Annotated in this window: 22 protein-coding genes; 6 read left to right on the top strand and 16 right to left on the bottom strand. The window is 62.5% G+C overall.

What is annotated here, in order from left to right; genetic code table 11:
* Window positions 1–129 precede the first annotated feature (129 nt).
* From CKW24_RS18455 to CKW24_RS18405, 11 genes are all read right to left on the bottom strand, one after another.
* Window positions 130–750: a CpsD/CapB family tyrosine-protein kinase gene (locus CKW24_RS18455; RefSeq protein ID WP_143501236.1), complete on the bottom strand. Its 621-nt coding sequence runs from the start codon at window positions 748–750 to the stop codon at window positions 130–132.
* 21 nt (window positions 751–771) lie between these two features.
* Window positions 772–1,893 carry an acyltransferase gene (locus CKW24_RS18450; RefSeq protein ID WP_095169597.1) on the bottom strand — a complete coding sequence of 374 codons (1,122 nt, stop codon included), beginning with the start codon at window positions 1,891–1,893 and terminating at the stop codon, window positions 772–774.
* Window positions 1,890–3,125, bottom strand: coding sequence for a glycosyltransferase family 4 protein (locus tag CKW24_RS18445; RefSeq protein WP_095169596.1), 1,236 nt, complete (start codon window positions 3,123–3,125; stop codon window positions 1,890–1,892). The genes CKW24_RS18450 and CKW24_RS18445 overlap by 4 nt, the downstream gene beginning before the upstream one ends.
* Window positions 3,122–4,597, bottom strand: a complete 1,476-nt coding sequence (locus tag CKW24_RS18440; RefSeq protein WP_095169595.1) for an O-antigen ligase — start codon at window positions 4,595–4,597, stop codon at window positions 3,122–3,124. Before CKW24_RS18440 ends, CKW24_RS18445 begins: the two co-directional genes overlap by 4 nt.
* Complete coding sequence (locus CKW24_RS18435; RefSeq protein WP_095169594.1) at window positions 4,587–5,546, bottom strand: glycosyltransferase family 2 protein; 960 nt, start codon at window positions 5,544–5,546, stop codon at window positions 4,587–4,589. The genes CKW24_RS18440 and CKW24_RS18435 overlap by 11 nt, the downstream gene beginning before the upstream one ends.
* Window positions 5,546–6,382, bottom strand: coding sequence for an NAD(P)-dependent oxidoreductase (locus tag CKW24_RS18430; protein WP_095169593.1), 837 nt, complete (start codon window positions 6,380–6,382; stop codon window positions 5,546–5,548). Before CKW24_RS18430 ends, CKW24_RS18435 begins: the two co-directional genes overlap by 1 nt.
* A complete protein-coding gene (locus tag CKW24_RS18425; RefSeq protein ID WP_095169592.1) occupies window positions 6,379–7,350 on the bottom strand; it encodes a glycosyltransferase family 2 protein in 972 nt (323 codons plus the stop codon). The genes CKW24_RS18430 and CKW24_RS18425 overlap by 4 nt, the downstream gene beginning before the upstream one ends.
* Window positions 7,340–8,803 (bottom strand): exopolysaccharide biosynthesis polyprenyl glycosylphosphotransferase, encoded by a 1,464-nt coding sequence (locus CKW24_RS18420; RefSeq protein ID WP_095169591.1) that lies wholly within the window; start codon window positions 8,801–8,803, stop codon window positions 7,340–7,342. Before CKW24_RS18420 ends, CKW24_RS18425 begins: the two co-directional genes overlap by 11 nt.
* 43 nt (window positions 8,804–8,846) lie before the next feature.
* A complete protein-coding gene (locus CKW24_RS18415; RefSeq protein WP_095169590.1) occupies window positions 8,847–9,902 on the bottom strand; it encodes a GDP-mannose 4,6-dehydratase in 1,056 nt (351 codons plus the stop codon).
* Between the two features lie 171 nt (window positions 9,903–10,073).
* Window positions 10,074–11,360, bottom strand: a complete 1,287-nt coding sequence (locus CKW24_RS18410) for a lipopolysaccharide biosynthesis protein (protein WP_095169589.1) — start codon at window positions 11,358–11,360, stop codon at window positions 10,074–10,076.
* 151 nt (window positions 11,361–11,511) lie between these two features.
* The gene (locus CKW24_RS18405) at window positions 11,512–13,041 is read right to left on the bottom strand and encodes an HDOD domain-containing protein (RefSeq protein WP_095169588.1); all 1,530 of its coding nucleotides are present in this window, start codon (window positions 13,039–13,041) and stop codon (window positions 11,512–11,514) included.
* A gap of 166 nt (window positions 13,042–13,207) precedes the next feature.
* Between CKW24_RS18405 and motA the strand changes: the two genes are divergently transcribed.
* Window positions 13,208–14,059, top strand: coding sequence for a flagellar motor stator protein MotA (motA, locus tag CKW24_RS18400; protein WP_095169587.1), 852 nt, complete (start codon window positions 13,208–13,210; stop codon window positions 14,057–14,059).
* A 3-nt stretch (window positions 14,060–14,062) separates the two neighbouring features.
* The gene (motB, locus tag CKW24_RS18395) at window positions 14,063–15,091 is read left to right on the top strand and encodes a flagellar motor protein MotB (RefSeq protein ID WP_095169586.1); all 1,029 of its coding nucleotides are present in this window, start codon (window positions 14,063–14,065) and stop codon (window positions 15,089–15,091) included.
* Between the two features lie 51 nt (window positions 15,092–15,142).
* Here the strand turns inward: motB and CKW24_RS18390 are convergent, their stop codons facing one another.
* The 4 genes from CKW24_RS18390 to rsgA form a co-directional block, all read right to left on the bottom strand.
* A complete protein-coding gene (locus tag CKW24_RS18390; protein ID WP_095169585.1) occupies window positions 15,143–15,634 on the bottom strand; it encodes a toll/interleukin-1 receptor domain-containing protein in 492 nt (163 codons plus the stop codon).
* Window positions 15,634–16,593: a caspase family protein gene (locus tag CKW24_RS18385; RefSeq protein WP_095169584.1), complete on the bottom strand. Its 960-nt coding sequence runs from the start codon at window positions 16,591–16,593 to the stop codon at window positions 15,634–15,636. Before CKW24_RS18385 ends, CKW24_RS18390 begins: the two co-directional genes overlap by 1 nt.
* 2 nt (window positions 16,594–16,595) lie before the next feature.
* Window positions 16,596–17,003, bottom strand: a complete 408-nt coding sequence (locus tag CKW24_RS18380; protein ID WP_095169583.1) for a TIR domain-containing protein — start codon at window positions 17,001–17,003, stop codon at window positions 16,596–16,598.
* A 211-nt stretch (window positions 17,004–17,214) separates the two neighbouring features.
* The gene (gene rsgA / locus CKW24_RS18375) at window positions 17,215–18,246 is read right to left on the bottom strand and encodes a small ribosomal subunit biogenesis GTPase RsgA (RefSeq protein ID WP_095169582.1); all 1,032 of its coding nucleotides are present in this window, start codon (window positions 18,244–18,246) and stop codon (window positions 17,215–17,217) included.
* Window positions 18,247–18,353: 107 nt separating this feature from the next.
* Between rsgA and orn the strand changes: the two genes are divergently transcribed.
* The gene (gene orn, locus CKW24_RS18370) at window positions 18,354–18,896 is read left to right on the top strand and encodes an oligoribonuclease (RefSeq protein ID WP_095169581.1); all 543 of its coding nucleotides are present in this window, start codon (window positions 18,354–18,356) and stop codon (window positions 18,894–18,896) included.
* A gap of 89 nt (window positions 18,897–18,985) precedes the next feature.
* Window positions 18,986–19,597: a trimeric intracellular cation channel family protein gene (locus CKW24_RS18365; protein ID WP_095169580.1), complete on the top strand. Its 612-nt coding sequence runs from the start codon at window positions 18,986–18,988 to the stop codon at window positions 19,595–19,597.
* Here CKW24_RS18365 and queG read toward each other — a convergent pair.
* On the bottom strand, window positions 19,579–20,649 hold the full coding sequence (queG, locus tag CKW24_RS18360) for a tRNA epoxyqueuosine(34) reductase QueG (protein ID WP_095169579.1): 1,071 nt from the start codon (window positions 20,647–20,649) through the stop codon (window positions 19,579–19,581). The two genes, CKW24_RS18365 and queG, sit on opposite strands and share 19 nt — an antisense overlap.
* 63 nt (window positions 20,650–20,712) lie before the next feature.
* On the opposite strand from queG, the gene CKW24_RS18355 reads away from it, so the two are divergent.
* Both CKW24_RS18355 and tsaE read left to right on the top strand, forming a co-directional pair.
* Entirely contained in the window at window positions 20,713–21,573 is an 861-nt protein-coding gene (locus CKW24_RS18355) for an NAD(P)H-hydrate dehydratase (protein WP_095169578.1), read from the top strand.
* On the top strand, window positions 21,561–22,031 hold the full coding sequence (gene tsaE, locus CKW24_RS18350) for a tRNA (adenosine(37)-N6)-threonylcarbamoyltransferase complex ATPase subunit type 1 TsaE (RefSeq protein WP_095169577.1): 471 nt from the start codon (window positions 21,561–21,563) through the stop codon (window positions 22,029–22,031). Before CKW24_RS18355 ends, tsaE begins: the two co-directional genes overlap by 13 nt.
* Window positions 22,032–22,033: the final 2 nt, after the last annotated feature.

Here is a 22,033-nt window from a genome sequence, read left to right as displayed (position 1 = left end):
GTACAACCACTCAGCAGCCCCCCCATCAGTACAGCGGTTAGCAGAAACTTCGCGCTCGCCCCACACCAGTCCATGATCGCCATGTCCGTTCTTATCCCCAGGTGAAATTCATGTTTTTCTTGGCCACGGTTACAACCAGCGATACAACCACTCCGGAATAAAGTTGAGGGTACGATTGAGCACCACGCCCAGAATGTTGCCGCCGCTGTCCTCGAGGCGGTCGCATACGTACTTGGCGGCATGGCGTCGGCTCTTGTTGGCCTGTGCGACCAGCACAATCGAATTCATGTGGCGAGCGGCAACGATCGACACGGGGGCGAACGTCGGCGACGGCATGTCCCAGAGCACCAGGTCAAAATGCTCGCGCAGGCGCTCGGCCAGTTTCGCCGGCGATTCACCGCCGTGGCCCAGCAGCTTCAGGCAACTGTTGACCGACAGGCTGATGCGTACCACCGAATGGTTCGGCACCCGCAGGCGCTTGAGGTCGCCGGCGAGCATTTCGGTGTCGTCGACATTGGCGCTGACTTCGATCACCAGCACGCTGCCGAAGGCGGCCGCCAGGTGGCTGGCGGCCTGCTGCGCGACAAAGGTGGTGCCGACCTTGCGCGCCACACCGATGAACATCAGTTGCGTGAGTGCCTCGTCAGTGGCGTCGCGCAGGACCCTGGCCATGATTTCCTGCATCGGAAACCTCAGTCTTGCCTCGTCTACACCCGCAGAGGGCACGATGGGATGACTGATTGCATTCATGATTGATTCTTCCTTAGTTGCTTATGCAATGGCTCGGGTGATTCGTTTGCCAATCTCGATGACCGGCTTTTCCAGCAACACATGCACGGCATACCCCACCCCAATCGTAGTCAGGCCCGCCAGGATCACCACCCCGACCGCGCCGAAGGGGGTCACGCTGACCACCTTGAACAACCGGCCAAAACTGGCGAGCACGAACGGGTGTGTCAGGTAGATCGCGTAGGAGGCATCGCCGATCTGCACCATCCAGTCCCGGCGCGTGGGCACGTGGCCTTTGGTGCGGCTTTGCCATTCCAGGGTCAGCCCGGCCAACATGAAGGCGCCATAGGACAGGCCAAAGCTCAGGACTCGGATCGGTTGTTCGCGGTTGAGTTGTCCCGAGTCGGCGAAGATCGACGCCAGCAGCAGCAGGACACAGCCCGCCACGAACGGCGGCCAGAAGCCCCAGGCCCGGGCCCGCTCATAGATCTTGAAGACCCCGACCCCGATGGTGAATTGGATGATGAACAGCGAAAACAGGTGGTAGTCCCAGAAGTCGATCCCGCCATGGACCCGCAGTGCCCATTTGACCAGGGCCAGCACCGAGAGGGTCAGCATCACCCACGGCAAGGCGTTGATCGTGCTGAAACGCATGACCAGGAAGACGATGGTGTAGAACACGATTTCATGTTCCAGCGTCCAGCCCACGAACAGGATCGGCAGGCCGGCTTGCGGCAGCATCAGCATCGACTTCAGCGCGCTAACCCAGTCGTGACTGCCCGAGCCCATGGTCATGCTCGGGCTGTACAGCCACATCAGCACCACCAGCCCGGTAAACAGCACGTACAGCGGCACGATGCGAAAGACCCGGCTCAGGACCCAGCGCTTGGGCTGGAACGCACTGCCTGCCGAGACGTAGGTCATGATGAAACCGCTGATCACGAAGAACAGGTCGGGGGCCGAATACCCCACGCGCATGGCGTAGGTGCTGTGAAAGTCGGCCATCACCGGCAGCTTGCGGCCGATGTCTTCGACGTGCACCACCAACACCATCAGCACCGCCAGCCCACGCAGGCGCTGGACGCTGAGCAGCTCACCCTTGGCCACGGCCCAGGGCGCAATCGCCTTGCTGTAGAACCCGGCAAACTGGCGCAATACGGTCATACCCGCGCACTCCCGTAGATCAGTCCCAGGGGTGGATGGGCCGGTAAGTTGTGGGTGCACTGCTCATACAACGCGCGCAAGGCGCGGATGTGACCGTCGCGGCTGTGGTTGGCCTTGACCCACTCACGGGCGGCTCGCCCGAGCACCGCCAGGCGTTCGGGTTCGTCCAGGGCGCGCTGCAGGCCGGCGGCGAGGCCCTTGACACTGACATCGGTGACCAGCAGGCCGGTGTGGCCATCGCGCACGTAGTCGGCAATGCCGCCGACCGCGAACGCCAGTACCGGCGTCTCGAAGGCCATCGCTTCAATCCCCACCAAGGGACCGGGGTCGTCCCACACCGAAGGCAATACGAACAGGTCGGCGCCCTGGTAGTGCCCGGCCAGTTCTTCGGAGGCCAGCCAGTCGATGAAGGTAATGCGCGAGCTCAGTTGCAGTTTTTCCGCCAGACCACGGGCCGAAGCCAGGCGCGGGCCGCTGCTGATGGCGACCAGGCGCCAGTCACCCTGGATCTCGGCCAGGGCCTTGACCAACACCTCCAGGCCCTTGCCCTTGACGGCCTGGCCGGCAAACAGCAACTGCAGGGGACGTCCTTGCAGGGCAGGTTTGCCAACGGCCTGCGGCTGCTGGGCCTGTTGGTCGAACCGGCTGAAGTAAGGCACCACATGGATCCGCTGCTCGCTGAAGCCATTGATCCGCAGTACCCGGCCCATATGCTGGCTGCCAACCACGGCCCCGCGAAAGCGCTGGTACATCCCGCGTTCGTTGAGTTTGCCCGCCAGGTCCATCAGTCGTGGCATACGGCCACCGGCTTTCGGCGGACCGATCAGGCAACCATTCAAGGCGCAGGACCAGTCCAGCGGGCGCTGGCAACGATCTCCCGGAAAACGTCGACGGCCGCGGCGCAGGCACATCGACGTGTAGTCATGGAATGAGCGCATCAGCGCCAGGCCGCTGTTGGTCAATGCCGCCAGCAGGTCGCTGTCGCTGCACAGGTGCACGTGCACCAGGTCCGGCTCCCAGGCCTGGATGCGCTCCAGGGCCTGGCCGGGCGAATCGGCATCCCCCAGGCCGAGCAATTGCACCCCGGTGCAATCCAGGTGCGCCGGGACCTGTTGCCCCTGGTGCGCCACCAGGGTCCGGTCGCCCTGGGCGTTCAGTGCCCGGGCCAGGTCCAGCACGTAGTTGGGCAGGCCACCGATGCCCAGTTCCTCGACCAGCAGCATGATCTTCATCCAGCAACCTCTTGAGTCTTGACGCCGGTCAGCCCCAGGGCGCGGGCGGTACTGTCGGTCAGCCCCAGGCTCAGCAGCAGCACCAGGGTGAAGTGCATGTTTTGCAGCAGCAGCATGTCGACCATGGCAAACACGCAGTACGCGGTCAGGGTGCCCACCGCGGCCAGGGTGAAGGTGTCGCCGGGGTCGCCAACGCTGCGCTTCCAGCGCCGGATCAATTGCCTAAAGACCATGACAATGAAGGCCAGGTAGCTGAGCAGCCCCAGGGCGCCGGTGTCGGCGAGCAGCTCCAGGTAGGTGTTGTGGGCATGCGTCGACTGGTAGCCGAGTTCGACGTTGAGGGTTACGCCGCGGGCGTAGAACTCATCGCGGAAATTGCCCAGCCCGACCCCGATCAACGGGTTGTCGAACCACACGTCACGCACCACGCCCCAGATGGTCAGGCGGTCAATCACCGCATCCGGGCGGCCCGGCACCAGGCCGCTGAGGGTGCCGTCCCAACTGGGCCACAGACCCAGGCCGATGGGGGCGATCACGGCCACCGCGATCAACCCCAGCACCAGGAATTTCCACAGCTGCGGGCGCAGCATCAGGCAGATCGCCAACAGGCACGCCAGCCCCCCGAGCAGCCCGCCTCGGGATTGGGCGGCCATCATCCCGGCGATGCTGATGACGATCCCCAGGCCCGCCAGGACCCTCAGGTCACCGCTGCGCGAGTTCAGCAGATGCGCCAGGGAGATGCTGAGCAGCATCACCAGGTACATGGCCAGGCCCTGCGCCCCACCAAAGGAACTGCCCGCCCGGCCGGAGATATCGAAGGTGTGGTGGATCGCCGGTTCGTCACCGCTGGGGCCAGGCACCGGGATGCCCAGCATGCCGGTGAGCGTGTGGCCGTGGGTGGCATACTCCACCAGGCCATCGATGGCAAAGAAGACCGGAGTGCAGATCAGGGTGATCGCGGCGAAACGCCAGAAGTCCTGATCCGGGCGAAATACCATCAACAGCACCGGCAACAGTACGAACCATTCGACGACCCGCAATGACTGCTTGATGCTGGCGCCGGGGGCGATGGAGCCCAGTTGTGCGAGGAACACCGCGATCAGGAAGGGCGTGATGGCGAGGATCAGGAACGGTACGCGCATCCGCCCCAGGTGCGGCGCTTGCGGGCGTTGCAGCATGAACAGCCAGAGCAGCGCCCAGAGCACGACAAGCGCATCGGCGGCGTTCAGTGGAATGCCACCGACGGTCTTCTGGATCGGGATGGCCAGGCTGATCACAAAACCCAGGAATAACCATTGCGGCCGGCGGGCCAGCAGCAGGACGCCGCCGAAGGCCAACGACAAGGCCATGCCCGCCAGGGGCATGTAGACCGTGGTGAACGCCACCACCAACCCCAGAACCCCGGCCAGCACCACGCCCCGGCGCTGAGTCCGGTCATCGAGGGGCTCGTAGGGTGAGGGCTCAAACGCCATGGTCAACCACCTCGATGCGCAGGGGGTTGATCGACATCACCCGGGCATTGGCCCGCAGCAATGCCCGGGCTTCCTCGCGCCGCGCCGGCTGCAGGACGGCGGCCAGCAGGGTCTTGGCACTGGCGGCCAGCATCACCAGGTCGGTCAGCAGTTTGAGCAGCAGCACTTCGGCCAGGCTGCGGTGCTTGCGGTACAGCCGATAGCGGCTGCGGCGCAGCTCATAGCGCATGCGCAGTGCGGTTTCACTCGGCGCCTGGCGACGCTGGCCAGCGGGCGCGCGTCCGGAGGAGCTGCCGCCGTGGTGCAGAATCCGCGCGTCGGGCACCAGCAGCAACTCCCAGCCGGCGTTGCGGGCCCGTACGCACCAGTCGACGTCTTCGTCGTACATGAAGAAACCTTCGTCAAACAGCCCGACGCTTTGCAGCAATTCGCCGCGGATCAGCATGCAGGCGCCATGCAGGCGCTCAAGGCTGATGGGGGCCGACTGGCCGTTGGCCGGGAACTGCGGGCCGGTCAGCATGCGCTTGACCATCTGCGTCAGGCTGGGGAAACGGCAGGGGAAATCCTGGTCGGCGCCATCGCTGGCATTGACGACTCGGCCACTGACCGCGCCCACCTGCGGTTGCAGTTCGAGGACTTCGATCAGCCGGTCGAGGGTGCCGGCCTCGACCTGGGCATCACTGTTGAGCAGCAGCACGTAGTCGCTGCGCAAGCCGCGCAGGATCAGGTTGTTGCCGCCGCCAAAACCCAGGTTGTCCGGCGAGGCGATCAGTTGAATGTCCGGGCACTGCTGGGCGATGACCGACACGCTGTCATCGCCCGAAGCGTTATCGACCACGGCAATGGTCAGCGTTGCCCGACTGGGCGGGAAACGCTTGAGCGATGCCACGCACTCGACCACCAGTTGCGGTGTGCGGTAATTGACGATGGAAACCGTGAGCGTCTTCATCACGCATACCCCTGGAGCAATCGACTCTCATCATGCAGACGGGCGCCGAGGGCTTGGCAATGCTGCCTGAGCGCCGTGGCAGTCAGGCCCGGGATGCCATAGGTGGCCCGTGCGGCGGCGATATCCAGGCGGAACCCGTCGAATTCGCGCAGGTTGGTCACCAGCAACTCACCGCCGCCAAAACCTTCGATTAACCACTGGGCAATGCGCCCGGTGGGCGTGCCGATGCCTGAGCCAAGATTGAAGATGCCTGGCTGCGGGTCTTGGGCGATTCGTGCCAGCCAACTGGCGAGGACTTCCACGGGGAGGAAATCGCGTTCGACGAAGGGGCTCATGTCCAGCACGATGCGCTGCTGGCCAAGCAGGCTGCGCAAGGCGATGGCGAAGAAGTTGCGCCGGCTTTCCTCAAGTTCGTAGCCGAAGATATTGCTCATGCGCACGATGGTCAGGCGCTCGCCGAGCATCTGCGTGATCGCCCGTTCGGTGATCAGTTTGCCGATCCCGTAGGTCGCCACGGGCTGGGGTTCCTGGGATTCGTGCAAGGCCTGGTCATTGATCGCGGGGCCGTACACCAGGCGTGAACTGGCCATGATGTAGCGCACCTGCGGCAGCGGTTCGATGCGCCGGGCCAGGGCCAGTTCGAAGTCCAGGGCGTGTTCGTAGCCGTTGCGCAGGGCCGGGTTGTACGCCAGGTTCAGCACCTGGCTGACACCGTCGAGCCAGGTGTCGCTCGCGAGGGCTTCGCGGTGGCCGATAAACCCCCAGCCAGCCGTCTGCTCGCACTGGCGCAAGGCCTGGGCGATCAGGCTGGTATCCCCGACGACGACAATGCTCATGGCTGGTTCCAGAACATTGAATGCATGCTCATCCGCCGGCGCCATGCCAGCGGTACCCGTAGGTAACGCTCACCGAGCCAGTAGCCCAGGTACTTGCCCGCCGTGCGCAGCAGGATGGAAAAAACTGCCAGGGGCTGGCCGCGCTTGAGTGCAGCCTGGATCTCGACCTTGACGAACCGCAAGCCTTCGCCGGACGTCGACAGGCGCGCCTTGCTCAGTTCGCTGTCCATGGCAATCAGGGTGCCGATGTCGAAGTAGCGCTTGAATTCCTGGCTGATGCTGTAGTCGTGGCTGTGCACGGCCTGGGCCGCGGGTTCGTAGACCCGGGCATAACCCTTGCCGAGCAGGCGGATGGCTGCGGCCATGTCTTCGCCCAGGGGCAACTGTGTGGGGAATCCGCCGACGGCCTCCAGTGCGTCGCGACGATAGGCGGCAAAGGAGTTGGAGCAGAACACCGCCTTGATTCCGATACGCGCGATGTCTGCCTGGGTCGTGCGTTCATGACGATCGGGGTAATTGAACTCGCGAGCAAAACGTTCGGTGTCGGTGGCCTCCCGGCGCGGTAGCTGCTGGCCGTAGACCAGGGCCACCTGTGGGTCGGCAAAGGGCTTGAGCAAGCGTTGCAGCCAATCATCGCCCTGGGGGCAGGCATCTTGAGTGAGGTACACCAGGAACTCGCTGCCGGCGCACAACTGCAGCGCCAGGTTGCGGGTCTTGCCGTGGCCGAACTCACTGCGCTGGATGGTCACCAGGCGATGCCCGGCGGTCTCGATCATCTGCGGCGTCAGGTCGGTGGACGAGGAGTCGATGAACACCACCTCCCGAGGCGCCTGTTTCAGGGCGGCGAGGGCCGGCAGCAGGGCCTTGAGGTGCTCCTGGGCATTGAGGGTCAGCACGATGATGCTGCTGCGCATTCCCAGATTGGCTTCCTCGTTCGGGCTGGCGACGGGCATCGATTCAAAATGCATTCTTGCCTCCCAACCCACCAAAGATGGTCTTGATCACGATCCACAAGTCCAGCTCTGGCGACCAGTTCTGGATGTACTGCACGTCAAAGATGAAGCGCTCGGTCAGTGACTCTTCAGTGAAGGTATTGCCCCGTGAGCCATTGACCTGGGCCCAGCCGGTAATGCCTGGGCGCACCTTGTAGCGCTCGACGAAATCCACCACCACGTTCTCGTAGGTGCGGTCGCCGGCCTTGACGCCCGGCGGGTGAGGGCGTGGACCGATCACCGACATATCCCCTAGCAGCACATTGATGAACTGCGGGAACTCATCGAGGCTGGTGCGTCGGATGAAGTTGCCGATCCGGGTCACGCGGGCATCCTGGCGCTGGTTCAGGCAGATTTCGCCGGGCGTGGGGTCGAACCGCATGCTGCGAAACTTGTAGATCTGGAATAGACGGTTGCGCAGGCCGTAGCGGCCTTGGGTGAACAGCGCCGGCCCAGGCGACTCCAGGCGGATCAGGGCGCCCAGCACCAGGCCAATGGGCAGGAACAGCAACAGTACGACCGCCGAGAAGCTGATGTCGAACACCCGCTTGATCAGCCGTCCTTCGATAGGCAAGGGGTTCATGCCCAGCAGCAACATGTTGCCGGGTCCGCTGTGCGGGCGGCTGAGGAAGGGATGGCCGAGCACCGGCTCCTCGGGGGCGAGGTAGACATTGCCCATCTGCCCGCGCAGGCGGGTGGCCAGCGAGCTGACCCGGTCGCCTGCCTGGTTGGGCAGGGCGATGATCACTCCGTCGATGTCCGGTGGCAGTTGGTCCAGCTGCGCGGTCCCCCCGGCGAGCAGGGGGAACGGCAGGGTGGAGGTATCAATGCGCGAGCTGCGGTCGTCGATGAAACCGATCACGACGATTTCCGGTTCCCGGGCGGTCAGGTAGCGCGCAATCGCCACGCCTTGCTCGCCAGCGCCGACGATGACCAGGCGCAGCTTGCGGTCCCAGGAGCGGGTGTAGCGCGACACGTACTGACCGGCTACTTGCGCAAAAAGCACCAGCATGATGAACAGCGCGAGGTAGGACCAGGGAGCCAGCATCGGCATCTGGCCGATCTCCATGAATACCAGCACCAGCAGGGTCACCAGTGCGCCGTTGAGCACCGAGCTGACCCAGCGCAGGGCTTTGCGGTCCTGGCGCGAAAAGCCTTTGTAGACCCGCACGGGCATCACCGCCGAGGCACAGACCACCACAAAACCGACCGTCCAGGCATCGGCCCACCAGCGATCCGTGAGCCACCAGTAGTGGACGTTGAGCAGCACGGTCGCGAGCAATCCTCCCAGCACCCGGCCCAGCCGAGTCAGAAGGATTTCCAGGCCAGCCAAGGCCGGGGCATCAAAACGGCGGGCCCTTTTTTTAGCACGCGTACCCTGCACCTGTGCGTCCGGGGCAGCGCCCGGGAGCGTTTCGCTAACTGACATGGAATATCCTCGCCTCAACTGCGCAAGTGACAACAACTCTGAGTCAGGAACTAAGGCCTTTGGAGAGCCCGTTGGAGACTTCCTGTACCGGCAGCAGGCCGGCGACTTCGACCTCGACGGCAACGGTCGCGGGCAACTCGCCAAACAACTCCGGGTAGCGCGCGAAGTTGTCGCGGTACCAGTCGACTAACATGCTGATGTCGTCGCTCAGGTTGTTTTTGGGCTTCCAGCCCATGTGCATGAGCTTGTCCCAGGACACTGAGTAACGCCCGTCGTTGAACGGCCGGTCGGGGATATAGGTAATGACGTCGCGCGAGGGTTTGTCGAAGGCCTTGCTGATAAGTTCGGCCACTTGCAGGTTGGTATATTCCTCGGTGGTGCCGATATTGTAGACCTCGCCGACTTCACCTTTTTCAGCCACGAACACCACCGCTTCGGCGAAGTCTTGTGCACTGAGGTAGTGCCGGCGATTGGTGCCATTACCATGCAGGGTCAGTTTGCGTCCGGTCAGCATGTGGCAGATAAAACGCGGGATGATCTTTTCCGGAAACTGGCGGATGCCATAGAGGTTGTTGGCCCGGATGATCACGATGGGTTCGTGGTAGGACTGCAGGTAACCCTGCAGGATCATCTCGGCCGCGGCCTTGGAGGATGAGTAGGGGTTGGTGGGGCGCAAGACCTCGTTTTCACTGGCCGCGCCTTCCATGACCTGCCCGTAGACCTCGTCGGTGCTGACATGGACGATCTTCCTGACCTTCTCCTGGCGGCAGGCTTCCATCAACGCATGGGTGCCCAGCACATTGGTTCGGGTGAACTCCAGGGAGTTGCCGAAAGAGTTATCCACATGGCTTTCGGCTGCGGCATGGATCACCAGGTCAGCGTCCTTGACCACCCTGCGGCACATATCCAGGTCGGCAACATCGCCGACCAGCAACTGCACGCGATTGGGAAACAAGTGATGGGAAATATTGCGAACATCGCCGGCGTAAGTCATCTTATCGAAGACCACAACTTTGGCGTCAGAGAAATGCCGGCAAACTTCGTCGACAATATGCGAGCCCGCAAAGCCGGCGCCGCCAGTTACTACTATCTTGCGCATGACGTTAACTCCTTGGCCAAAAACCTGAGTCTGATAAAACGTCCAATCCATTCGCCGGCCCCTACTGCGCGGATCAAGGGCCCATAAGTGTTTTTTGTTACAGATAGCTCCAACGACAACAGCGAACTTGTGGCGTTTTGATACTTAATAGCCATTAGGCGAAGTTTGACTTTAGTCACTCACCTGTATTTCACCAGTGCAGCGGTTAGTTTTTTTTGCCATTACTTGGAACATAATCGCTAGCATCAAAAGGCCAGCAACATTTGCGCCACAATAGAACTGGGCCAGCAGTTCAAGCGACAACCGGTCGTGCCAGATCAAGGCCAGTACCAGCAGCACTGTCAGGTTGGTGCCGTGGTAGAACAGGTTGCTCACCGGCGCCCGCAAGGCCAGGAGCCCGAGCTGTATCGGTGCGGCGGCTGCCACGGCCAGCAGGCCGAAGGCCAGGTACACCAGCGCCGGCCCGCCTTTGCTGAAATCGGGTCCGTACAGCACGCCCAGTAACGGCTCCCCAGCCAGCCACGCCAGCAGCACGAACCCCAGGGCCGGCAGCAGGAATGGCAACGCCCGCAGCAGCATATAGCGGAGCAAACGGGCCGGGCCTGCCTCTTGATAGTGCGCAATGAAGCGTGGGCGGAAATGATTGGTCAGGGCGATCAGCAACGGGTTGATCAGGTTGGTGACCGCGATGCACGCCGCATACAGGCCGGCCATCGCCTGGCCGCCCCCCAGCAGCGCTAGCCAGGGGTACAGTTGCACGCTCGCCACATGGCACAACCCGCCGGCCACCAGCCAGCCGCCATAGCCGAGGAAGGCACGCCATTGAGTCGCCAGTTGCCTGATGGGCGGCCAGAAGAATGACGCCTGGGCCTGCGGCAGGTTCAGCGCAAAGGACAGGGCGCAAACCCCGGCGATGGCAAAGAACACTGTTTCAGCGCTGAGCCATCCACCCCAGGCTAAGACCCCGAGGGCGAGCAACTGGCCGATGGCACTGGTCAGGTCGAGGATCAGGGCTTGCCTGGAGCGGTTGATCACGTAGAAATGCCGCCGCAGAAATTCGCGCATCACCAGGCCCATCACCGCCAGAGGCAGGGCAGGCCAGAGCTCGCTGGGCAAGCTCGCCCCGAATTGGTGCAGCAGGGTCAAGACCAACGCCACCACCAGGCCGAGCCCGGCGCTGCCCCACAAGGCGCTGCTGAACAGGGCGTGCGGCTCCCCTTCGCCACTGGCGCGCAGATAGGTGTAGGGCGTCGCGATCAGCGTGTCGCCCAGCGAGATGATCAGGAAGCAGAAGCTCAAGCCCAGGGCGTAGGCGCCCAGGGCTTCTTGCGAGACGCAGCGACCCAGCACCAGGCCTGTGAGGAAGCTGGTCAGGCTCTGCGCCGCCTGGCCGCCGATAACCCAGAAAACGCCATATCCACGACGACTCAGTCGTGTCCAAGAATGACTGCCAGACATAATTGCTGTCCTTGGAGATGGACTGTTGACGTATCACTCCCCGTCGTTGCTCGGGGGAGGGGCTGCGCAGGATGATCGCTAGTGAGTAAGGATTAGTATCACTTCGCCAGATTGGCAAATCCGTCGACGGAAAAAGCGGATGAGCGAGGGATCAACGCGCGCTATAGGTATTGAGAGCCTTTTCGATGCACTGCGCGGTTTTGCCGAAGGCCTGGACGCTGATGTCGGCAAACGCGCCGCCACCCTGGTCGGCGACCAGCAGCATGATCACTTTGCCTTTGTTGGTCAGCGAGCGCAGCAGCAAGTGCTCGCCGTCGAACAGCGAGCGCAGGCTGTCCGGCAAGTGGGCGCAAAACTGCGCATGGTTGGCAGGTGTCAGGCGCAACTGCGCCGGTTGCGCCAGCAAGCGCTGCAGCACGCTGCTCTGGCCGATCGCCAGTTGCAGGGTGGCGCTGTCCTTGGGCAAGCCCCAGGTCTGGTGGACACGCAGGTTGCTCTGGGTGCGGTCGGCCATCAGCAGCATGACCCGGCGCATGCCGCAGGCCGCCAAGGCATCCCGGGCGCAGGTGGTCAGGTGCAGGGCGTTGCTGAAGGGGCTCGGTTCGGCCAGCAGTTGGGCGCAGTGTTTGCGCCAGCGCTGCAGGTCCTCGGCCGAGGGCGCGGCGGGAGCCTGTTCGCCGCGGCCCTGGGCATCTTCCCAGGGCCACAGCAGCGCCTCGGCCGGGTGCCAGAGGTCGGGCTGGCCGTGGTTGCGCGCGCTTTGCGCGGCCTGTTGGTGCTGTTGCTGCTGCACCTCATCCATCGGCATTTGCAGGTAGAGGCTGGTCAGGTACTGCCAGCGCCGAGTGTGCGGGCCGACCCAGGATTGCTGGGCCGACAGCGCCAGGCCGTTGGCCAGCAGCACGCTGTTGGCGGGCTGGTTGAGCCAGCGGCGCAAGGTCGGATCGTCATCCAGGCGGTTTTGCTGGCGCAGTGGATGGTCGGCGTCACGGGCAATGTGCAGCACTTGCACCAGCTCGCGTTGCTCGGTGAGCAGCAGGCGATAGCCCTGGGCGACCCAGAAGGGCAAGCGCCAGAGCTCCACCAGCACCTGGCAGAGTTCCAGCAGGCGTACCCCGAACAGCTGTTTTTCGACCTTGTGCGCTGCCTCGCCCTGGTGGATCACCCGGCGCTCCCACTCCTGCAGCAACTGTGGGTGACTCAGGGCCAGCGGCCACAGGGGGGCCAGAAACAACAGGCTGCCCCAGTGGATGTCCTGCCACAGGCGCGCCAGGCGGCTGGCAAAAAAACCGTTGGCCTGTTGCGAGGCGTGCTGGCTGATCAGTTGCAGCTTGCGCAGTGCCGGCGGGATATCGCGCTCGGGCATGGCGGGCAGGCGTGCCAGGAGTTCGGCGGTGCGTTTGAGGCCCAGGCGAGTGAGCGCCACTTCCAGGTTTTCACAAGGTTCGCTGAGGCTGCCGTGGGCATGGCGATTGGCCTCGCGGATCACGCTCAGGGCCAGGGCTGGACTGCCCTGAATCAAGTCGGCGATATCGCGCAGGGAGCTGCGACTGCTGTTGATGGCTTTGCACACGCGGTCATGGCTGGCCTGCGGTACGGGCAAGACCACAGCGTCGAGACGCTGGACCCAGTCCTGCAGGGTGGAGGGGCTTGCCGGTGGGACGTTCGTTTCATTAACCATGGTCGGGCGCGATCATCGTTGACTTCAAACACGCCCGGGGCGGGGCAAATTGGCTTTTCGCCATAACTGGCTATAGTCTGGCGCAGTTTTGCCGATAAGTAGAAGAAGAGATTGTTTAACTTCCGAATATGACCTTGAACCCGACTTAAGTAAGTACCTTCTACCTATGGCTAAAATTATCGGCATCATCGTCGTATTCGCGAGCGTGCTCGGCGGATACGTGCTTTCCCATGGCAAGATTGCCGCCCTGATCCAGCCCTTCGAGGTGTTGATCATCGGCGGCGCAGCCCTGGGTGCATTCCTCCAGGCCAACCCCGGCTACATGACCATGCACGTGCTCAAGAAGTCCCTGAGCATGTTCAGCACACGCTTCACCCACGCCTTCTACCTGGAGGTGCTGGGCCTGATCTACGAGATCCTCAACAAGAGCCGCCGCGAAGGCATGATGGCGATTGAAGGGGATATCGAGGACGCCGCCGCCAGCCCGATTTTTGCCAAGTACCCGACGGTGCTCAAGGACGAGCGCATGACTGCGTTTATCTGCGACTACTTGCGCATCATGTCGTCCGGCAACATGGCGCCCCATGAGCTCGAAGGCCTGTTCGACATGGAGCTGTACAGTCTCAAGGAAGACCTGGAACACCCCTCCCATGCAGTCAACGGCATTGCCGATGCGATGCCCGGTTTTGGTATCGTCGCGGCGGTACTGGGGATCGTGGTCACCATGGCCTCGCTGGGTGAGGGCGACCAGAAGTCCATCGGCCTGCACGTCGGTGCGGCACTGGTGGGGACCTTCTTCGGTATTCTCGCCGCCTACGGTTTTTTTGGTCCGCTGGCCCATTCCCTGGCCCACGACGCCAAGGAAGAGCTGAACGTCTACGAAGCCATCAAGGCCTCGCTGGTGGCCTCGGCTTCCGGCATGCCGCCGTCGCTGGCGGTGGAATTCGGGCGCAAGGTGCTGTACCCGGCGCACCGTCCTAGCTTCGCCGAGCTGGAACAAGCAGTTCGCGGTCGCTGAGTCATGGAAAACAATCAGCCGATAATCATCAAGCGCGTCAAGCGCATCGCGGCCGGACATCACGGGGGCGCCTGGAAAATCGCGTTCGCTGACTTCGCGACGGCGATGATGGCGTTTTTCCTGGTGCTGTGGCTGCTGTCCACGGCCACGCCGGAGCAGAAGATCGCGATTGCCGGCTACTTCAAGGACCCGATCGGCTTCACCGAGAGCGGTACGCCCTACGTCATCGACCTCGGCGGTTCGCCGGAGCTGGCGCCGGACAAGACCCTCAACCCTGAGGCCAAATTCCAGCCGCAGCCGGACAAGGTGACGGTCGATACCGAGCAGGCCGAAGGCGTGGCCGAACAGGTCGAGCAGGAACGCCTCGAGTTGCTGCTGCAGGAGTTGCAGAACAAGGTCGAGGAAAACCCGCAACTGCAGAAATTCAAGGACCAGATCCTGTTCGAGATCACCCCGGATGGCTTGCGCATCCAGATCATCGATTCGGAAAACCGGCCGATGTTCGACTCCGGCAGTGCACGCCTCAAGCCGTACTTCGAAGACATCCTGCTGGCCATGGCGGACACCATCAAGGCGGTGCCCAACAAGATCAGCATCAGCGGCCACACCGATGCCAAGCCTTATACCGGCAGTGGTGATTTCGGCAACTGGGAGCTGTCGTCCAACCGTGCCAACGCCGCGCGACGAGCGCTGGTGGCTGGCAGCTATCCGCAAACGCAGGTGGCGCGGGTGGTGGGCTACGCTTCGTCGGCCATGTTCGACCGCAAGAATCCGTTCAACCCGGTCAACCGCCGGATCGACATTGTGGTCCTGACCAAGAAGGCCCAGCGTGCCATCGAAGGTGAACAAGGCGCCGAGCCGGCGCCGGTGCCGACCCAGGGCCAAGGGGCCCCGGGCGAAGTGCCGGCAGTGCCAGTCGACCCGGATGCCTTGCCCGCAGACCAGCAACCGCTGCCAGCCCATGAGCTGCGCGAGCGCTTGAATCTGTTTGATGATCCGCTGCCCAAGCCATCTGAAGCCCCCAAGCAGTAATCCATAAAAAAGCCGACAGCGATGTCGGCTTTTTCATGCTCGCCGTTCGCTTCAAAAGCCGCGGCGGACCCTGGCCTTGAGTTCGGTATGGAAGCGATCTGCATTAGTCCGGTTGTTCGAGCGTAGCGACTCGTTGCTGACGATCGAGTCCAGCGTCATTGCGCGTCTGCTTGTCTGCTCGTCGCGGTAGGCGTCGATAAAGAAATCGAGGTCGGCAATCCTCGACAGTTTTGGCCACTTGTCGAGGTACTCGGGCAGTTCTCCGGCGCCGGTCTTGAATGAGCAGATTCGCCGGTCACTGATGGTCGCCTCGCCAATTTCGAAGGGTACCCACCAGGAGTGCGCGGTTTTGTCCGACACCACTGCGAGCAAATGGCTGCACTCGGTAATGTTGCGGGTAATCACCCCGGTGATGTCGTCGGTGGTTTGCGATTCGGGATCCAGTACATCCAGATAGGTTTTTATCCCAGCCTGGCTCAGCCGTTCGTTGATGGTCATGGCGATGGGGCGGTCGGTGTGGCGGTAGCTGATAAACACAGGCATCAGAAGTGTCCCTTGATCGCGAGTTCGCGGTAATAGGCGCCGAGTGCAGTGAGCCGGCAACCGGTGGCGTTGATGGCGGCGTAGTACATGTGCTCGGCGTCAACTGGCTCGACCAGGCTGTGGCGATTGCACTTTTGCAGTTGGGCGAAAATGTCGCCGTTTTCCGGATCGAAGGCGGCGTCGGTGGGTTCGAAGCTGGGGTCCAGAGGGAAGACAAAGCTTGGCTCGGTAAACCAGAGGGGCAGTTTTCGCAGTATGTCCTCGGCGATCAGTGGCGCGACTTCGCGCAAGGCAACGAATTGCGACACGTTGGTCTTGAAGACTGGACGCTGCTCCCACGCGCCCAGCGCGTTGTCGACAAACGAGTAGACGCTGCCGGGCGTGACTTTGCCCAGTACGTTGGCCGCGCCGCCATGCAATGCCTGCAGCAGCAGGCCGGTAAAAACGCCGTGGCCGGCCCTCTCCATCGCTGGCTGCTCTTTCTTGCACGCGGTGAGGATGGTCAAGCCCTCACCGATCATGCTGCTGCCGCCCCTTAAGCCGCGGACATCGGCGGCTGCGCCGGCTTCACAGCAATCGAGAATGATGATTTTGTTTTTGATCTGGGTGGCATTGCCGGCCCAGAGGAGAATGTCGCTGATGCGGATGCCGTCACCGCTGCCTTGGAAATCCTGGGGGATCAGCAACCCCTCATCAATGTTCGTATCAAATTGTCCGTGGCCGGCGAAGTACAACAGGGCGACATCACAATCCCCGGAGAACAACTCTTGAATGCTCTGCTTCAATAGCCGGCCGGTCAGGACTTCTTCGGCCGAGGTCATGATCTTGTTGCTGAAATTGGGTCGGCCGCTGGCATGGCGCTCCAGCAGGGATGCCATGGCCATGGCGTCGTTGTTGCAGCCGCTCAGTTGGGTGACGTGGCTGTAGTGGTTGATCCCGATGAACAATCCCTTGCGCATGGTTACACCGCCGTGTGCTGGCGGATCGCGTTGACAATGCTGTTGGTGTTCCACGCACATTCGGCGTGCGCCGCGTCACGCACCACCGTCGACGTGCGCTCGGCGGCGAAAGGCCTGATCGCGATGATCACCTTGCCAAGGCGTTTGGCAATCTCGATTTCCTTGTTGATCCACTTGCTGTACGTCGAATACACGCCCGCCATGATCAACACCGCAGAGCAGGGGCGGATCTTGTTTTCGATCGCCAGCTCCAGTTGCATGTCGTTCAAGGCGCCGACGATCGGATTCTGCGGCGGCACCGAGAAGTTCTTGAAGGAAAAGCTCGGGTGTGCGCTGAGCAACTCCACCAGCCGGTCGTGTTTGTCGGCGTGGTTCCACGAATGGCTGATGAACAGATGATAGGTTTGCATGGGTTTCCCTCGGTATCGCCTGAATGCGAGAGAGACTGAATGTATGCACTTGAATGGGCGTCGCAAGACCGGCAGAGAGAAAGAGAATCGCCCTACAAGCAGGCGTGCGTGGGCCTTACAGAAAATTCCGATGTTTAAAAGGTGCAGGGATTTGTCGGGCGACATGAACCACCCGCCGCTCCATCAGTGCTGGAGCGGCGAGCGCGTCTGTTTAGTAGCTGGTTTCAGGCAGGCTGGCGATGATCGAACGGTAGCTGTTCATCCGCTGCTGCTGCACGCGGCCGTCTTCCAGGGCCTTGAGCAGGGCGCAGCCAGGTTCGCGGTCGTGTTTGCAGTCGCGGAAGCGGCAGGTGCCGATCAAGTCGTTGAACTCGATGAAGCCGGCTTCGACGTCGGCGCGGCTGACGTGGCCCAGGCCGAATTCACGAATGCCCGGGGAGTCGATCAGCTCACCGCCACCTGGGAAGTGGAACAACCGCGCGGTGGTGGTGGTGTGGGTGCCTTGGCCAGACAGCTCGGACAGCGGCCCGACGCGGGTTTCGACTTCCGGTAGCAGGCTGTTGACCAGCGACGACTTGCCGACGCCGGACTGGCCGACAAACACACTGATGCGTCCGTCCAGCTGCTGTTGCAGGGTTTCCATGCCATTGCCGTGGTGCGCCGAGACTTCCAGGACCGGGTAGCCGAGGGTGCGGTACACCGCCAGCAGGGCGTTGAGCGCCGGGGCGTTGTGCTCGTCGATCAGGTCGAATTTGTTGAGCAGCAACAGCGGGCGGATGCCGGCGTGTTCGGCAGCTACCAGGTAGCGGTCGATCAGGTTGGCGTGGGGCTCGGGCAGCGGGGCGAAGACGATGACGATCATGTCGACGTTGGCCGCGACCGGCTTCAGTTGGCCGCGACTGTCCGGACGGCACAGCTCGGTGTTGCGCGGCAGTTGCGCGACGATCACGCCGATGCCCTGGTTGCCGGCACGCCAGACGACCTGGTCGCCGGTTACCAGTGCGGGCAGGTTGGCGCGCAAGTGGCAGCGGAACACCTGGCCGGCCAGTTCGCCTTCGCAAGCCTCGACCTCGACCTGGACGCCGAAGTGGGCGATGACCAGGCCGGTTTGCTCGGGACCAAGGTCGCCACCCTCCAGCGCTTGCACGGCGCTGGATTCGCGTTTGGCGGCGCGGGCAGCGCGCTCGCCTTGAATTTTTTCGATGCGCCAGTTTTGACGACGATTGAGTTGGCGTTTGGCCATGGGTGTTCCGTGTTGATAATGCAGCGATTAGGTAAAACGGCCGCGAGTTTAGCACGCCCAGGGGGTTGCCTAGGCTAAACTGCGCAACACTGCTTAGGAGCCGACACATGCAAAACCCACAGAATCTGATCTGGATCGATCTGGAAATGACCGGTCTGAACCCTGACACCGACGTCATCATCGAGATGGCAACGATTGTCACCGACAGCAATCTCAACACCCTGGCTGAAGGCCCGGTGATCGCGATTCACCACAGCGACGAGATCCTGGCTGGCATGGACGAGTGGAACACCCGTCAACACGGCGGTTCCGGGTTGACCCAGCGGGTGCGCGACAGCCGCATCAGCATGGCCGAAGCCGAAGCCCAGACGATCGCGTTTCTGGAACAGTGGGTACCCAAGGGCAAGTCGCCGATCTGCGGCAACAGCATCTGCCAGGACCGACGCTTCCTTTATACCCACATGAAATCCCTGGAAAGCTATTTCCACTACCGCAACCTCGACGTTTCGACTCTCAAAGAGTTGGCCGCCCGCTGGGCACCGGACGTGCGCGACAGCTTCAAGAAGGGCAGCACCCACCTGGCCCTGGACGACATCCGCGAATCCATCGCCGAGCTGCAGCACTACCGCCAGCATTTCATCAAGGCCTGACCCAGCAAAGCAGGCTGATCAGCATATGCCCTCTTCTGGTGCGGATCCGAAATGGCTAGACTGCGCGCCTTCCTGCAAGGACCGCCACCATGTTGCTGATGCTCTACCTGATTGCCATTACCGCTGAAGCCATGACTGGCGCGTTGTCTGCCGGCCGTCGGGGCATGGATTGGTTCGGGGTGGTGCTGATCGCCTGCGTCACCGCCCTGGGCGGCGGTTCGGTGCGTGATGTGCTGCTGGGGCATTACCCGCTGACCTGGGTCAAGCACCCGGAGTACCTGGTGCTGACGTCGGTGGCGGCGATGTTCACGGTGTTCACCGCGCGTTGGATGCGCCACCTGCGCTCGCTGTTCCTGGTGCTAGACGCCGTGGGGCTGGTGGCCTTTACCCTGATCGGCTGCATGACCGCCCTGGAAATGGGCCACGGCATGCTGGTGGCGTCTGTTAGCGGGGTGATCACTGGGGTATTCGGCGGCATCCTGCGCGACATCTTCTGCAACGATATCCCGCTGATCTTCCGTCGCGAGCTTTACGCCAGCGTCTCGTTTGCGGCAGCCTGGTGCTACATGTTCTGCCTGTACTTGGAGCTGCCGGGTGAGCAGGCGATCCTGATCACCCTGTTCGGCGGATTCCTGCTGCGTTTGCTGGCGATCCGTTTTCATTGGGAAATGCCCAAGTTCGTCTATAACGACGAAGCCTGATGTTGCTCAAGGGCCCATTGCACGTGTTCGCGCACCAGTTCTGAAGGGTGCTCGGCCCGGGCCTTCAAGGCTTCCAGCACCGGAATGCTCGACGGCGCGTTACCCAGGCCCACGGCCAGGTTGCGCAGCCAGCGTTCATAACCGGCGCGGCGCAGGGGCGAGCCTTCGGTGCTGCTGAGGAATTTGTCTTCATCCCACAGGAACAGCTCGGCCAGGCCGGCATTGTCCAGGTTGTGGCGGGGCTTGAAGTCACTTTCGCCACTGGGGCGGGCGAAGCGGTTCCAGGGACAGACGATCTGGCAATCGTCGCAGCCGAACACCCGGTTACCGATCAACGGACGCAACTCTTCGGGAATCGGGCCTTTCAGTTCGATGGTCAGGTAGGAAATACAGCGTCGCGCATCCAGTACGTAGGGGCCGACAAAGGCGTTGGTCGGGCAGATGTCCAGGCAGGCGGTGCAGCGCCCGCAATGTTCCGTGCTGTGGGGCGGGTCCACGGGCAGCGGCAGGTCGACGAACAGTTCGCTCAAAAAGAAGTAGCTACCGGCCTTGCGGTTCAGCACCAGGGTGTTTTTCCCGATCCAGCCCAGGCCGGCCTGCTCGGCGATGGCTTTTTCCAACACCGGTGCACTGTCGACGAAGGCGCGATAGCCGAACGGGCCGATCAGCGCCTGGATCTTTTCTGCCAGTTGCTGCACGCGCTTGCGGATCAGCTTGTGGTAGTCGCGGCCCAGGGCGTAGCGCGAGACGTAGGCTTTTTCCGGTTGGGCCAGTAGCTGCGCCATGTTGGTATCGCCTGGCAGGTAGTCCATGCGCAGCGAGACCACACGCAAGGTGCCCGGCACCAGCTCCTCGGGATGTGAGCGTTTGCTGCCGTGGGCGCCCATGTATTCCATTTCGCCGTGATAGCCAGCGGCAAGCCAGCGCTCCAGGTGCTGCTCATGCTCAGCCAGGTCCAGACCGCTGATGCCGACTTGTTGAAAGCCCAGTTCGCGGCCCCAGTCCTTGATCGATTGGGCGAGCGCGGGGAGGTCTGTAGTAATTGCAGGCATGAGACAAGAGAAACCGGAGCTGAGGTGCGTATAATTCTGCCAGACATCGGAGCCCGAAGACGCATGCCGCAGACAAATCACCCTTTACCCGACGTTCAGTCATTGGATCCCGGCCATTTGCCGAGACTTGCCGCACGTTCGGCGAACGTCCATAAAGGCCAGTTTGGCCATGTGTTGTTGATCGGCGGCGACCGCGGTTTTGGCGGCGCCATCCTGCTCAGTGCCCAGAGTGCCTTGCGCAGCGGGGCCGGGCTGGTCTCGCTGGCCACCCGTAGCGAACATGTGCCGGCGGCACTGGCCCGGTTGCCCGAAGCCATGGTGCTTGGCACCTCGTCGGCGAACCAGTTGATGGGGCTGCTGGAGCAGGCATCGGTGCTGGTGGTCGGTCCTGGACTGGGGCAGGGCGCCTGGGGGCGCAGCCTGTTGTCGGCAGCGGCCAACGCAGCGCTGCCCCAGGTCTGGGATGCCGATGCGTTGAATCTGTTGGCCCGTGGTGGGGTCAGTCTGCCCAAGGACTGCGTGATCACCCCGCATCCAGGCGAGGCGGCACGACTATTGGGGATTTCGACAGCCGAGGTTCAGGCTGACCGCCTTAGCGTAGCGCGCGCGTTGAGCCAACGATTTGATGCAGTCACCGTATTGAAGGGCGCGGGCACTCTGATCACCAGTCCCGATGGTCGTGTCTATCGTTGCGAGCGTGGTCATCCGGCCATGGCCACCGCAGGCCTGGGCGATGTCCTGGCCGGTTTGCTGGGGGCGTTGCTGGCCCAGGGGATGGCCGCGTTCGAGGCCGCTGCGCTGGCCGTATGGCTGCATGCCACGGCGGGCGAGCGTGAAGGTAAGTTGGGCCGAGGGCTGGCGGCCAGTGATCTGATTCCCGCCATTCGTCAGTTGCTGGAGGAGCAAGCACCGTGTCTGAAGTAACCCTGTATCTGGCCGATGAAGACGCCATGGTGGCGCTGGGCACCCGTATTGCCCAAGTGACCCAGGGGCATGGCATCGTATTTCTGGACGGCGACCTGGGGGCGGGTAAAACCACCCTGTCCCGGGGCATCATTCGCGGCCTGGGCCATGTAGGATCAGTAAAAAGCCCTACGTTCACATTGGTCGAACCCTACGAAATCGGTGAGATTCGTGCCTTCCACTTCGACCTGTACCGGCTGGTCGACCCGGAAGAGCTGGAGTACCTGGGTATTCGTGATTACCTCGAAGACGATGCGTTGTGCCTGATCGAATGGCCCCAGAAAGGTGCAGGCTTTTTGCCAAAGCCCGACCTGACCATTACCATTAGCCCGCATGACAGCGGACGTTCGCTGAGTTTGTTGCCCCAGAGCCCGCGTGGCGAGACCTGGTGTGCCGCTTTGGCATTGGAATTCAAATAAAT

The sequence above is a fragment of the Pseudomonas sp. Irchel 3H3 genome, from assembly GCF_900187635.1.
Taxonomy (GTDB): Bacteria; Pseudomonadota; Gammaproteobacteria; order Pseudomonadales; family Pseudomonadaceae; genus Aquipseudomonas.
This window is presented reverse-complemented; position numbering and strand designations above follow the sequence as displayed.

What these genes read in the sequence shown, in the direction of transcription:
- CKW24_RS18455 (WP_143501236.1), bottom strand. Translation starts at nt 750, where the DNA reads ATGAATGCAATCAGTCATCCCATCGTGCCCTCTGCGGGTGTAGACGAG.
- CKW24_RS18450 (WP_095169597.1), bottom strand. Translation starts at nt 1,893, where the DNA reads ATGACCGTATTGCGCCAGTTTGCCGGGTTCTACAGCAAGGCGATTGCG.
- CKW24_RS18445 (WP_095169596.1), bottom strand. Translation starts at nt 3,125, where the DNA reads ATGAAGATCATGCTGCTGGTCGAGGAACTGGGCATCGGTGGCCTGCCC.
- CKW24_RS18440 (WP_095169595.1), bottom strand. Translation starts at nt 4,597, where the DNA reads ATGGCGTTTGAGCCCTCACCCTACGAGCCCCTCGATGACCGGACTCAG.
- CKW24_RS18435 (WP_095169594.1), bottom strand. Translation starts at nt 5,546, where the DNA reads ATGAAGACGCTCACGGTTTCCATCGTCAATTACCGCACACCGCAACTG.
- CKW24_RS18430 (WP_095169593.1), bottom strand. Translation starts at nt 6,382, where the DNA reads ATGAGCATTGTCGTCGTCGGGGATACCAGCCTGATCGCCCAGGCCTTG.
- CKW24_RS18425 (WP_095169592.1), bottom strand. Translation starts at nt 7,350, where the DNA reads ATGCATTTTGAATCGATGCCCGTCGCCAGCCCGAACGAGGAAGCCAAT.
- CKW24_RS18420 (WP_095169591.1), bottom strand. Translation starts at nt 8,803, where the DNA reads ATGTCAGTTAGCGAAACGCTCCCGGGCGCTGCCCCGGACGCACAGGTG.
- CKW24_RS18415 (WP_095169590.1), bottom strand. Translation starts at nt 9,902, where the DNA reads ATGCGCAAGATAGTAGTAACTGGCGGCGCCGGCTTTGCGGGCTCGCAT.
- CKW24_RS18410 (WP_095169589.1), bottom strand. Translation starts at nt 11,360, where the DNA reads ATGTCTGGCAGTCATTCTTGGACACGACTGAGTCGTCGTGGATATGGC.
- CKW24_RS18405 (WP_095169588.1), bottom strand. Translation starts at nt 13,041, where the DNA reads ATGGTTAATGAAACGAACGTCCCACCGGCAAGCCCCTCCACCCTGCAG.
- motA (WP_095169587.1), top strand. Translation starts at nt 13,208, where the DNA reads ATGGCTAAAATTATCGGCATCATCGTCGTATTCGCGAGCGTGCTCGGC.
- motB (WP_095169586.1), top strand. Translation starts at nt 14,063, where the DNA reads ATGGAAAACAATCAGCCGATAATCATCAAGCGCGTCAAGCGCATCGCG.
- CKW24_RS18390 (WP_095169585.1), bottom strand. Translation starts at nt 15,634, where the DNA reads ATGCCTGTGTTTATCAGCTACCGCCACACCGACCGCCCCATCGCCATG.
- CKW24_RS18385 (WP_095169584.1), bottom strand. Translation starts at nt 16,593, where the DNA reads ATGCGCAAGGGATTGTTCATCGGGATCAACCACTACAGCCACGTCACC.
- CKW24_RS18380 (WP_095169583.1), bottom strand. Translation starts at nt 17,003, where the DNA reads ATGCAAACCTATCATCTGTTCATCAGCCATTCGTGGAACCACGCCGAC.
- rsgA (WP_095169582.1), bottom strand. Translation starts at nt 18,246, where the DNA reads ATGGCCAAACGCCAACTCAATCGTCGTCAAAACTGGCGCATCGAAAAA.
- orn (WP_095169581.1), top strand. Translation starts at nt 18,354, where the DNA reads ATGCAAAACCCACAGAATCTGATCTGGATCGATCTGGAAATGACCGGT.
- CKW24_RS18365 (WP_095169580.1), top strand. Translation starts at nt 18,986, where the DNA reads ATGTTGCTGATGCTCTACCTGATTGCCATTACCGCTGAAGCCATGACT.
- queG (WP_095169579.1), bottom strand. Translation starts at nt 20,649, where the DNA reads ATGCCTGCAATTACTACAGACCTCCCCGCGCTCGCCCAATCGATCAAG.
- CKW24_RS18355 (WP_095169578.1), top strand. Translation starts at nt 20,713, where the DNA reads ATGCCGCAGACAAATCACCCTTTACCCGACGTTCAGTCATTGGATCCC.